Annotated in this window: 12 protein-coding genes; 6 read left to right on the forward strand and 6 right to left on the reverse strand. The window is 61.7% G+C overall.

Translation table 11 applies throughout. The features are described from left to right. The first annotated feature begins 20 nt into the window (after positions 1-20). Complete coding sequence (locus Q1A85_RS07175) at positions 21-1,202, forward strand: ammonium transporter (RefSeq protein ID WP_299686815.1); 1,182 nt, start codon at positions 21-23, stop codon at positions 1,200-1,202. Here Q1A85_RS07175 and Q1A85_RS07180 read toward each other — a convergent pair. Together Q1A85_RS07180 and Q1A85_RS07185 are read right to left on the reverse strand one after the other, a co-directional pair. Further along, positions 1,184-2,431 (reverse strand): MmgE/PrpD family protein, encoded by a 1,248-nt coding sequence (locus tag Q1A85_RS07180; RefSeq protein WP_299686817.1) that lies wholly within the window; start codon positions 2,429-2,431, stop codon positions 1,184-1,186. The genes Q1A85_RS07175 and Q1A85_RS07180 overlap by 19 nt on opposite strands. Positions 2,432-2,472: 41 nt before the next feature. Next, on the reverse strand, positions 2,473-2,916 hold the full coding sequence (locus Q1A85_RS07185) for a type II toxin-antitoxin system RatA family toxin (RefSeq protein ID WP_299686819.1): 444 nt from the start codon (positions 2,914-2,916) through the stop codon (positions 2,473-2,475). Between the two features lie 69 nt (positions 2,917-2,985). Between Q1A85_RS07185 and hpt the strand changes: the two genes are divergently transcribed. After that, on the forward strand, positions 2,986-3,522 hold the full coding sequence (gene hpt / locus Q1A85_RS07190; RefSeq protein ID WP_299686821.1) for a hypoxanthine phosphoribosyltransferase: 537 nt from the start codon (positions 2,986-2,988) through the stop codon (positions 3,520-3,522). Here hpt and Q1A85_RS07195 read toward each other — a convergent pair. From Q1A85_RS07195 to Q1A85_RS07205, 3 genes are all read right to left on the reverse strand, one after another. Beyond that, positions 3,515-3,724: a hypothetical protein gene (locus tag Q1A85_RS07195; RefSeq protein WP_299686822.1), complete on the reverse strand. Its 210-nt coding sequence runs from the start codon at positions 3,722-3,724 to the stop codon at positions 3,515-3,517. The genes hpt and Q1A85_RS07195 overlap by 8 nt on opposite strands. 122 nt (positions 3,725-3,846) lie before the next feature. Further along, positions 3,847-4,836, reverse strand: a complete 990-nt coding sequence (gene lipA / locus Q1A85_RS07200; RefSeq protein WP_299688546.1) for a lipoyl synthase — start codon at positions 4,834-4,836, stop codon at positions 3,847-3,849. A gap of 141 nt (positions 4,837-4,977) precedes the next feature. Next, positions 4,978-6,117 carry a DUF6456 domain-containing protein gene (locus Q1A85_RS07205; protein WP_299686823.1) on the reverse strand — a complete coding sequence of 380 codons (1,140 nt, stop codon included), beginning with the start codon at positions 6,115-6,117 and terminating at the stop codon, positions 4,978-4,980. A 253-nt stretch (positions 6,118-6,370) separates the two neighbouring features. On the opposite strand from Q1A85_RS07205, the gene Q1A85_RS07210 reads away from it, so the two are divergent. Continuing rightward, complete coding sequence (locus tag Q1A85_RS07210) at positions 6,371-6,664, forward strand: DUF6477 family protein (RefSeq protein ID WP_299686824.1); 294 nt, start codon at positions 6,371-6,373, stop codon at positions 6,662-6,664. A gap of 9 nt (positions 6,665-6,673) precedes the next feature. Here Q1A85_RS07210 and Q1A85_RS07215 read toward each other — a convergent pair whose 3' ends face one another. After that, entirely contained in the window at positions 6,674-8,218 is a 1,545-nt protein-coding gene (locus Q1A85_RS07215; RefSeq protein ID WP_299686825.1) for a trimethylamine methyltransferase family protein, read from the reverse strand. A 172-nt stretch (positions 8,219-8,390) separates the two neighbouring features. On the opposite strand from Q1A85_RS07215, the gene guaA reads away from it, so the two are divergent. Genes guaA through Q1A85_RS07230 form a run of 3 tightly spaced genes read left to right on the forward strand, consistent with a single transcriptional unit; the run spans position 8,391 to position 11,791 of the window. Then, entirely contained in the window at positions 8,391-9,965 is a 1,575-nt protein-coding gene (guaA, locus tag Q1A85_RS07220; RefSeq protein ID WP_299686826.1) for a glutamine-hydrolyzing GMP synthase, read from the forward strand. A gap of 7 nt (positions 9,966-9,972) precedes the next feature. Continuing rightward, the gene (locus Q1A85_RS07225; protein WP_299686828.1) at positions 9,973-10,905 is read left to right on the forward strand and encodes an FkbM family methyltransferase; all 933 of its coding nucleotides are present in this window, start codon (positions 9,973-9,975) and stop codon (positions 10,903-10,905) included. Positions 10,906-10,933: 28 nt separating this feature from the next. Continuing rightward, the gene (locus Q1A85_RS07230) at positions 10,934-11,791 is read left to right on the forward strand and encodes a DMT family transporter (protein WP_299686830.1); all 858 of its coding nucleotides are present in this window, start codon (positions 10,934-10,936) and stop codon (positions 11,789-11,791) included. Positions 11,792-11,821: the final 30 nt, after the last annotated feature.

Consider the following 11,821-nt stretch of genomic DNA (forward strand, 5'->3'; position numbering starts at 1 on the left):
ACCCAAAACGGGAGGGGACAATGAACGGAGCCGATACCGCCTGGATCATCGTGGCAACTGCACTGGTGCTGCTGATGACGCTGCCGGGCCTTGCGCTTTTTTATGGGGGCCTTGTGCGCGCCCGCAACGTGCTGAGCGTGTTCATGCACTGCTATGCCATCGCGTGCCTGATGAGCGTGCTGTGGTTCGTGCTGGGCTATTCCATCGCCTTTGGCGGCGGTGACAGCGGATATTGGGGCGGCCTCGACAAATTGCTGCTGAGCGGCGTGACCGCTGACAGCCTCAGCGGCACCCTGCCCGAAGTGTTGTTCTTTGCGTTCCAGATGACATTCGCCATCATTACGCCCGCGCTGATCGTGGGTGCGTATGTGGAACGTGTTGGTTTTGGCTTTGTACTGCTGTTTTCAGGGCTCTGGATGCTCTTGTGCTATGCGCCGGTGGTCCATTGGGTCTGGGGCGGCGGAATGCTGGCTGATGGTGGCATCTTTGGGGAAACCGGCGTCAAAGACTTCGCGGGCGGCATTGTGGTGCATGAAACGGCGGGCCTTGCTGCGCTGGTGTTGGCCGTCTTCCTTGGGCCGCGCAAAAACCAAACCGTGCCGCCACACAATCCCGGCATGGTGATGATGGGTGCGGCGCTGCTTTGGGTCGGCTGGTTTGGCTTCAATGGCGGGTCGCAACTGGCCGCCGATGGCGGCGCGGCCATGGCGCTGACCGTCACGCATATCTCTGCGGCCACCGCGTCGCTCACTTGGGCGCTGTGGGAAAAGATCAAGTTTGGCAAAGCCTCTCTCGTGGGCATGGTCACCGGCACCATCGCGGGCCTCGCCTCCATCACGCCAGCCTCCGGCTTTGTCGGTCCGATCGAGGCGCTGATCATCGGCGCGGTCGCGGGTATCCTGTGCCAAGAGGCGGTCGTGCTGATCCGCAACGTGCTGAAAATAGACGACACGCTGGATGTGTTCGCCGTGCATGGCGTCGGCGGCATCTTTGGCACGGTCATGATCGCAGTGTTTGGCGCAGGCGCATGGGCCGCACAGCTTGGATCGCTGGTCATCGTCGGCGTGTTCACCGTGGTTGTGACCGTCGTCCTGATCTTTGTGGTCAAGGCCATCACGCCGCTGCGCGTCGACGAAGAAACCGAGACAAATGGCCTCGACCTCGCCGTGCATGGCGAACGCGCCTACGACGTCAGCAGCTGAGCGAAACGCGTTAGGTCATCACCCTCGATGGCCTGCCACAGATCATCCGCCCGTGCGCCCACCAGCGCGCGGGCTTTTTGCTGGCACCGGTCTGCCCGTGTGGCGGGATCGGTCGCAGCCAAGTCCGTGGTGATGATCGCGTCGCCAACCGTCACGCGGGCCTGCATCTCCGACAGGGTTGGATCCCCGACCACCGCAACACGCTTGCGCCACGCCACAAGGTCCGGATCTCGCGCGCAGGCATCGGTAAATTGCGCTATGTTCGCTGTTCTGATCCCATGTGCAGCCATTGCAGCCACATGGGCGTAGCTGAACTTTGCCTCAAGCCCGGTGGTTGGATCGGGCTTGTTGCAAACAGACAGCCAGCGCGGATGCGTCTCGATACGCACCATGTCTGCCACCCGCAAACCCTCGACCTGCGCCAACGCCTCCAGCGTCGCGTGCAACCCGTGGCAACAGGCGTGAAATTTGTGCGACACGTCACACATACGCCAGGCAAAGGGCACATCATCTCCCGCTCCGTGATGCGTCTCGCCAAAGCCGAGCGGGCCGTCCAGCCCATCGGCAGCAGACGTCATGCCCGCCGCCGCCCATTGCGCCGCTTCCACCCCGGCCCGCGCCGCCAACCCGGCATTGAGCGGCTTGCCCATTGTCCCGAACTGCGATTTGAGCCCCGACGCCATGGTCGACGCCAGCCCCAGCGCACGGCGCATCCGTTCATCCCCGAGCGCCATCAGCCGACCCGCGGCAATCGTCGCGCCAAAGGTCCCGGCGGTCGCAGTCTGGTGATAGCCCACCTGATAATGCCCCCGGCCCAGCCATAGGCCAACGGCAACCGACGCCTCTGCCCCCACCAAGGCTGCATCAATCATTGCGGACATCGACACGCCGCGCGCCTCTGCGATGGCCAATGCGGCGGAGACGACAACCACCGACGGATGCCCGATATGTGCAAAATGCGTATCGTCGTAGTCCAAGGCGTGCGACAGCGTGCCGTTGACCAGCGCCGCGTCCGCTGCGTCGCTCGTGCGCCCATCAAACCGCGTGCACGGTCCCTGCCCTGTCAGCGTGTTCGCCCATGTGTCAAAACCGCCCTCGGCCCGGCCCGCCATGCCACACACCGCCCAATCAAGCACCGACAGCCGCATGACCGCCCGCTCGGGCGCCCGCGTCTCCGCCTGCGCATAGTCTTGCAACAGCGCGGTGATCCCACCCCGTCTCTGTCCCAAAAAATCCTCCCCGAAGGGTCGGCCCGCCAAAAGGCCGCCCCTCACCCGTAAAGCGCTGCGGCCCGCCGTTCGAACGCGCGCACAATGCGCTGCATCGCTTCGTTGAACACAACGCCAATGATGCCTTGCAGGATCGCGTTCTTGAACTCGAAATCCACAAAAAATGTCACGTTGCAGCCGCCTTCCGCTTCGGAAAAGGCCCAGTTTGACTTCATGTAACGGAATGGACCGTCAAGATACTCTGTCTCGATCCGGTGCGTGCCGGGATACAGCACAACGCGCGACCCGAACCGTTCGCGGAACACTTTGAAGCTGATGACAAGGTCCGCCTCCATCACCTCATGGTCATCCCTAGGCGTGATCTGGCGCACGCGGGCTGCGGCACACCACGGCAAGAACTGAGGATAAGACGCCACATCCGCCACCAGATCATACATCTGTTGCGGTGTGTAAGGCAGGAAGCGGGTTTCGGAATGGGTCGGCATCACGCTATGGGTTTAGGACAGGTGCCGTGCGATGTGTCGCGCAAACGGTGTGAAATCAAGGGGGGTGCCATGGCACAGCGGCCATATGTCATAGACCAGATGATCTCGGCCAAGGCGATTGCCGCCCGGATCGAAGCGCTGGCCCGCGAGATCGAAGCCGAGTTTGAGGGCACGGACAAACTGGTCGTGGTGGGCCTTTTGCGCGGCTCCTTTGTTTTTATCGCTGATCTTGTGCGGGAACTGGACCTGCCGATCGAGGTTGATTTTCTTGAGGCGTCATCCTACGGCGACAGCACCGAATCCAGCAGGGAAGTCCGCATTCTCAAGGACTTGCGTGGCGCAATTGAAGCCCGCGACGTGCTGGTGGTCGAAGACATCGTAGACACAGGCCACACCATGCATCACGTCAGCACACTGCTTGCCTCGCGCAAGCCCCGGCGGCTCAAGACCATCGCCTTGCTGGACAAACCGGCGCGGCGCGAACTGTCGTTCAAGGCCGATTGGACCGGTTTCGAAATTCCTGATGAATTTGTGGTGGGTTACGGAATTGATTACGCGCAGCGCAATCGCAACCTGCCCTTTATCGGCAAAGTGCGGTTTACCTGAACAGACGCCGCGTGACGTTGCCGACGGTTTCGCCCTGCACCAACGCATCATGCAGCGCGTATTTCGTCGGATCACCGCCCTCCACGGCGTCAATCGCCGCAAGTGCGTCCCGCAAATGCGCTATCGCAACGCTATGTTCTGCCGGGTTCAGGTCAAGGACGATCTGTTCCAGCGTTGATCTGATGTGTGTCACATCGGCCATTCGGCGCACCCCCAGTGCCGCTGAAGCACGTGGGTTTATGGTCATCCGCGGGACCGGAAGTGTCAACGCAAACTTACACCACCATGGGTTGTATTTTTTGGCCGGAGCGCACTCTGTCCGGCTCAGCCGCGCGCGGTTTTGCCCTGCCGTGCGGCCCGCATTTTGGCGAAATCATCACCCGCATGATATGACGAACGGGTCAGAGGCGTTGCGCTGACCATCAGGAAGCCTTTGCCATAGGCGGCCTTTTCGTAGGCCGAGAACTCTTCTGGCGTCACGAAACGATCGACGCGGTGGTGTTTGGGCGTGGGCTGCAAATATTGGCCAATGGTCAGAAAATCGATATCGGCGGCGCGCATGTCGTCCATCACTTGCACCACCGCCTGTTTGTCCTCACCCAGCCCGACCATAATGCCCGACTTGGTGAACATCATCGGGTCCAGTTCCTTGACTCTTTGCAGCAGGCGCAGCGAATGGAAATAGCGCGCGCCGGGCCGCACCTCTGGGTACAGGCCTGGCACGGTTTCCAGATTGTGATTGAACACATCGGGCCGCGCTTCGACCACGACCTCCAGCACAGACGGGTCGCAACGGATAAAGTCCGGGGTCAGGATTTCGATGGTGGTGTTGGGGCTGCGGTGCCGGATTGCGCGGATGGTCTGGGCAAAATGATCAGCGCCGCCGTCCTCGATATCGTCGCGGTCCACCGACGTGATGACCACATGGTTCAGCCCCAGCTTTTCCACGGCGTGGGCGACGCGGCCCGGTTCGAACACGTCGAGGTCCTCGGGCGGTTTGCCGGTGGCAATGTTACAAAACGTGCAGGCCCGTGTGCAGACCTCGCCCATGATCATCATGGTGGCGTGGCCCTGGCTCCAGCATTCACCGACATTGGGGCAGCCCGCCTCTTCGCAGACGGTAACAAGGCCATTGTCGCGCATGATCTTGTGCGTGTCCTTGTAGCCTTGGCTCACCGGGGCCTTTACCCTGATCCAATCCGGCTTTTTCGGCTGCGGATTGTCCGGGCGGCGCGCCTTTTCGGGGTGCCGTTGCTCTGGTATTTTCAGATCGCGCATCGCAGTGTCCACAAAATGGTTCAGCGTTAAACCAATTGTAACATAGTCTGTGCGGCGGAAAATACCCTGCGGTGCAAAGCCGCTATGCGCCGATCCGTGGCACACGCCCCGGATACCGCGAAAAAGATGGCGTCGCGGGGAGGAAGCGCGACGCCATCTGTCCGAACCGTGGAAAGGTCAGCCGATCAGGCCGCCCCCGGGTCCGGTCGTCTCTTCGTAGTGCTGCTTGAGCCGCATCAGCGCGATGCGCAGCACGATCTTGCCCGACCGGGCCGACCAGCCCAGCCGCTTTTCTGTGGATTCCAGCCCTTCAAGAAAGCAGCAGCAGCGCAATACCACATCCGACAGACCCGGCCCCAGATCGCTGAGCGCATCACCCACCCGGCGGCGGGCCGCATCCGGGCCGCTGCCCACGCCGCTGTCTGCGGCAAAGCCGCCGCGCGCGCCGCCCGTCAGGAACCGATCCCAATTCTGTGACACGCGTGGCCCCATCTGGGCCAGTTCGAAATCCTCCCGCAGACGCTCACCGGCATTGACCAGATCATCGCTCAGAAAGGGCGAGCCATCGCGGTCCCGCCGCCGCGCCAACGCGGTCAGGGGGGATTCGGACATGTTGTAACGCACGCGACGGCTTTGCCCGGTATCGGGATCGCGCACATCGCGCTCGCCCCAGTTGCGGTGCTGTTCGGCAAAGGGTGCCGCCGCCTCGGCCATGCCGCGCGCCGTGTCTTCTGTACCGTCCATCATCTCGTTCAGCGCGGTGCGGCCCGTTCCGGTGATCTTGTACCGCGTGATCCGACCGGCGGTCTCTGCGCTGATCCATTCCTGTAACGCCATGGCCTCGGCCACTTGCCGGTCGACCACCGCAGTGCGCGTGCTGGCCCCGGCAGCGCCGTCCCGCACCACAACCGCTTTTTCCATATCGATGGCCACAGCCAGCACCGCGCCCTTTTCGCACAGGCGGCGCAAGATGCGCTGCGCCTCCTGTTCGAACAAGGCGCTGTCGGGGGCGATGTCTTGTTTGGCGGCGTGCATGGGGCTCGTGTCCTTTTGCTGCGTGTACGGCGAAACCGACGACCGTTCTTTCATACCGGTGCCCAACTTGCGCAGAACGGCGTCGATCAGGGGATCATCACGGCGGGTTTCAAACCGCCGGATCTGGCGCAGAACGGTAGAGGCATGGCACCCCGTCTGCCGGGCCAGTTCCCGGATCGGGAACCCCGCCTCTGTATGGGCAAGGTAGTTGCGTGCCGCAGGCGGCACCCATCCGGGCAAACCCGCCAATCCGGGTTGTGCACCATTTCTGTGCAGCATCATGTCCATTTCCGTCCTTCAGACCTGCCAGTTGTCCCGGCTTTATCCACAATTTGTCCACACAACCTAAGGATGCATTGGTTACCCATAAGTTAACAATCGTCGGTCCCAGCAGCATTGTTTCCAAAAGATAAACACTTGCTAAACCAGCGGACGCCCCTTCGCGGCGACACGCAACACCCGCTAGAGTTGTGTAACGGTAAGGCTCATCGACCAGCCCGCGACGGGTTGGCCTCACGCCAAGTGGAGCTTAGAAATGCAAGACGTCCTGACCATGCTGCAAAGCCTGCACCGCCCTCGCCTGCTCATGCGGGCGGCCCGAATCGGTGCCGAGGACTACCGCCGCGGCGCGCATCTGCCCCGGCTGCTGGGATATGGGAATCTGCCGCGCCATACGCAGGCGTTGCTGCGCTTGATGGAAATCGAGGCCGAGCTGAACGCCCAGCGCATCGAAGACGAATCTGCGTATAACCTGTTGCGGCACATCGATATTCTGATCGCCATCGTAGGCGAGGCACGGATCATGCAGGCGGCCCAACCGGCCGCCTGATCGGGCACATCACATAAAGCTGTCGGGCTCCGCCGCCTTGCGCTGCGCAACATAGGCGTCCAGCGCTTCGCGGGTGGCGACGTCCATGTCTGGCGCCTGATAGTCGTTCAGCAACCGTTCCACCCGCAGCCGGGCCAGTTCAATCGTGTCGCGCGCGCCCTCGTCTTCCCACGTCTCAAAGGGCTTGTAGTCGAGAAGGTCGGACTTCCAAAACGCCTGCTTGAAATTCGCCTGCGTATGGGCGCAGCCAAGGTAGTGCCCGCCCGGACCCACCTCGCGAATGGCATCCATGGCCTGTGCGTTCTCGTCTATCTGCACGCCTGCTGCGAGGTGGTGCAATGTCCCTAACTGGTCTGCATCCATCACGAATTTCTCGTAACTGCTGACCAGCCCACCTTCGAGCCAGCCGCACGCGTGCAGCATAAAGTTCACACCCGCCAGCAGCCCCATGTTCAGGGAATTCGCCGTCTCGTAAGCCGCCTGCGCGTCCGGCAGTTTCGAGCCGCAGAACGACCCCGCGGACCGGAATGGCAGACCCAGCCGCCGCGCCAGTTGCCCAGCGCCATATGTGATATGCGCAGCTTCCGGGGTGCCAAAGGTCGGTGCGCCCGAATTCATGTCGATGGACGTCACAAACGCCCCCATGATCACCGGCGCCCCTGCCCGGCATAGCTGGGAATAGGCGATACCGGCCAGCACTTCGGCCATCACCTGCGTCAGCGTGCCCGCCACGGACACAGGCGCCATCGCACCCCCCACGATAAAGGGCGAAATGATGCACGCCTGGTTGGCTTGTGCGTAAACCTCCAGTGCGCCCATCATAACGTCATCGAATGTCATGGGCGAGTTGATGTTGATCAGCGAGGTCATCACCGTGTTCTCGGCGACAAAATCCTTTCCGAACAGAATCTCGGACATCTCGACCGAATCACGCGCCCGGCTGGGTTCCGTGACCGAGCCCATGTAGGGTTTGTCCGACAGCGTCATATGCGCGTGCAGCATGTCGAAATGCCGTTTGTTCACCGCCACATCCGTGGGCTCACAAACCGTGCCCCCCGAGTGGTGCAGCCACTTGGACATGTACCCGAGTTTCACGAAATTCTGGAAATCCTCAATCGTCGCATAGCGCCGACCGCCATGGGCGTCGCGCACAAATGGCGGGCCATAGACCGGGGCCAGAACCAGATTGCGCCCGCCGATCTCGACCGACCGGGCCGGGTTGCGGGCGTGCTGGACAAAGCGTGACGGCGCTGTTGCGCACAATTGCCGTGCCAGACCGCGCGGAATGCGCACCCGGTCCCCGTCGACATCCGCGCCCGCATCGCGCCAGCGCTGCAACGCTGGCGGATTGTCGGGAAAATTCACACCGACCTCTTCGAGGATCGTCTCGGCATTGGTCTCGATGATATCGAGCGCTTCTTCGGTCAGCACCTCGAAATTGGGAATGTTGCGCTCGATGAACTTCGCGGTCTCAAAGGACACCGCGCTGCGCTCTGCCCGCCGTGCCGCACCGCCGCCACCGCGTCCGCGCCGTCTTGCCGATCCATCCGCCATGCCATCATCCCCTTTTCGCTCGTCGTGGATCGGTGATTACCGCATCCCCCGAACCCGTGCGCGCGGTTAACGCCACAGCAGGGAAAAAAGCGACATCCCCTGCTTCTTCTCTTTGCAAATACTCACATGTCCGACGCTTGCCACCGGCGCACCCCCCGCATATTGCATTTCCATGACCAGCCAGACCCATGACCGCCTTCTCATCATCGACTTTGGCAGCCAGGTGACGCAGCTTATCGCGCGCCGCCTGCGCGAGTTGAACGTCTATTGCGAAATTCACCCCTACCAGAATGTCACGATGGACTTCGTTGCGGCTTTTGCGCCCCGCGCCGTGATCTTTTCGGGTGGTCCCGATTCGGTGACACGCGACGGCTCCCCCCGCGCGCCGGAGGGCATCTTTGCGCTTGGCGTGCCCATCCTCGGCATTTGCTACGGCCAGCAGGTGATGATGCAACAGCTGGGCGGCGAGGTGCTGGGCGGCAAAATATCGGGCGGTGGCGGCACGGCAGAATTCGGCCGTGCTTTCGTGCAGCCCGCAGGCAGCCTGCCCTTGCTGGACGGATGGTTTGCCGAAGGTCCCGAACAGGTCTGGATGAGCCATGGCGACCACGTCGCACGCCTTGCTCCGGGGTTCGATGTCTATGGCACCTCGCCCAATGCCCCTTATGCCATCACGGCGGACACCAGCCGGAATTTCTATGCCGTGCAGTTCCACCCGGAAGTTCACCACACCCCCAAGGGCGCCATGCTATACGAAAACTTTGTGCGTCTGGCCGGGTTCAAGGGCGACTGGACCATGAATGCGTACCGCGAGGAAGCGGTGCAGAAGATCCGCGATCAGGTCGGCGACGCCAAGGTCATCTGCGCCCTGTCCGGTGGTGTCGACAGTTCTGTGGCCGCTGCACTGATTCACGAGGCTATCGGTGACCAGCTGACCTGCGTCTTTGTCGACCACGGCCTGTTGCGCAAGGACGAGGCCGAAGAGGTCGTGGGCATGTTCCGCGACCACATGAACCTGTCCGTGATCCACGCGGACGAGACCGAGCTTTTCCTCGGCGAACTTGACGGCCAATCCGACCCCGAGACCAAGCGCAAGATCATCGGCAAGCTCTTTATCGACGTGTTCCAGAAATACGCGGACCAGATCGACGGTGCGCAATTCCTTGCCCAAGGCACGCTCTACCCGGATGTCATTGAAAGCGTGAGCTTTTCCGGCGGGCCTTCGGTCACGATCAAGTCGCACCACAATGTCGGTGGCCTGCCGGAAAAGATGGGACTGAAACTGGTCGAACCGCTGCGCGAACTGTTCAAGGACGAGGTGCGCGCACTGGGCCGCGAACTGGGTCTGCCCGCGCATTTTATCGGGCGCCACCCCTTCCCCGGTCCGGGCCTTGCCATCCGCTGCCCCGGCGAGATCACGCGCCCCAAGCTGGAGATTCTGCGCGAGGCGGATGCCGTCTATATCGATCAGATTCGCAAGCACGGCCTTTACGACGATATCTGGCAGGCCTTCTGCGCAATCCTGCCGGTTCGGACCGTGGGTGTTATGGGCGATGGCCGCACCTACGACTATGCCTGCGCCCTGCGCGCCGTCACATCCGTGGACGGCATGACAGCCGATTATTACCCGTTCAGCCACGATTTTCTCAGCGAAACCGCGACCCGCATCATCAACGAAGTGCCCGGCATCAACCGCGTGACCTACGATATCACGTCCAAACCGCCGGGAACCATCGAATGGGAGTAACTGCGCCGTGAGGAAACTCTTTCCCAAAGGGGTCCGGCATCTGGCCGCAGTTTTGCGGGACGCGCCGCGCATTCCGCTGGCAACACTTGCCGCCGCTTTGGCACAATTGCGCGCACCGCTTCCCGTCCTCGGAGAGACCGAAGGCGCCATCGGCAGCTACACCGGCGTGCGGGGCGAACACCATTTCGAGATGCTGGCGCGGGCCGAGTTTTCCGAAGAGCACTTTCGCCAGTTGACCAATGCGCTGCTGAAACCCGGCGACGTCGCCATAGATGTTGGCGCGAATGTGGGCACACATACGGTTCATCTCGCGCAGCTTGTCAGCAACGGGCATGTTTACGCATTCGAGCCGCAATCGCTGACCCACGCCATTCTGCGGGCCAATATCGTGCGCAACAAGTTGCGCAATGTCACGACCTTCCCCTTTGCGGCATCGGACACGACGGGCAACGTGCTGGCCATGCATCTTCCGGTGGCCTCGACGTTCAACAGCGGCATCGCCGCGGTCAGCGACGGTGGCAAACTTGGCGACAAAACGATCACTTACCGGATCGACGATCTGGACATACCCCCGACCCGCTTTATCAAGATCGACGTACAGGGTTCGGAACTGCGCGCGTTGCAAGGGGCTGCCGCACTGATCGCCCGCGACACACCCATCCTGTTTGTCGAGTTGGAAGAACAGCACCTCAAGGCGCTTGGAACCGATACGCAGCAAGTGATGGAACATCTCTTGGGTCTCGACTATGTGCTGTTTCGCGTGTTGACCGATTATCCGTGCGACCACGTCTGTGTGCCCGCGTCAGAGGTTGACGATTTTGAGGCGCACATTTTGCCAAAGCTGGCGTTCGAGACGCAAAAGATTGCCGGGCGACGGGTCGCGCTGCGATTTGAGGGACGCAAACCGCAAAACTACGCCGATGTCAGCGTGATCGCGTGAAACCGGCCGATCCGCGCGCACAACGCTCATGACGCCGACGATCAAGGCCGCCGTGTGGATGATCGGCACGATCACGTCCTTTTCCGTTATGGCCGTGGCCGGGCGCGAGGTGAGCCATGCGCTCGATACGTTCGAGATCATGATGTACCGCAGCCTTGTGGGTGTGATCATCGTCGTTGTGTTTGCCACAGCAACCGGCACGTGGCGGCAGGTGGAAACCGCGCGGCTGGGCACGCATCTGGCGCGCAACGTGGCGCATTTCACCGGGCAAAACCTGTGGTTTCTGGCCGTGACGCTGATCCCTCTCGCGCAGGTCTTTGCGCTGGAATTCACCACACCGATCTGGGTGATCCTGCTCAGCCCATTGGTCTTGGGTGAACGGCTGACCCTTGTGCGCGCCGTTGCCGCCATTTTGGGATTCGTCGGCATACTGATCGTGGCACGCCCGGACATGGCCGGGATCAACACAGGAATCATCACGGCGGCGTCCTGTGCGATCTTCTTTGCGATCACGATCATGCTGACCAAACGGCTAACACGGAACGAACAAATCGTGTCGATCCTGTTCTGGCTGACATCCATGCAGTTGGTCATGGGACTGGCCACCGCGGGATATGATGGTGATATCGCCTTGCCCGATCTGACAACCGGCCCTTGGGTGGTGCTGATCGGCCTTGCCGGTCTTCTGGCGCATTTCTGTCTGACCAAGGCCTTGTCCATCGCGCCCGCGACCGTTGTTGTGCCCATCGACTTTGTCCGCCTGCCAACCATCGCCGTGGTCGGGATGCTGGTCTATGGCGAGGCCATCGACATCTGGGTTCTTGTCGGCGCGGTGATCATTTTCGGCGGAAACTATCTCAACCTGTGGTGGGAAACGCGCACATAGCCGCCGGTTGTGTCCGAGGGGCCACAGTTT

The sequence above is a fragment of the uncultured Tateyamaria sp. genome (assembly GCF_947503385.1).
Taxonomy (GTDB): Bacteria; Pseudomonadota; Alphaproteobacteria; order Rhodobacterales; family Rhodobacteraceae; genus Tateyamaria.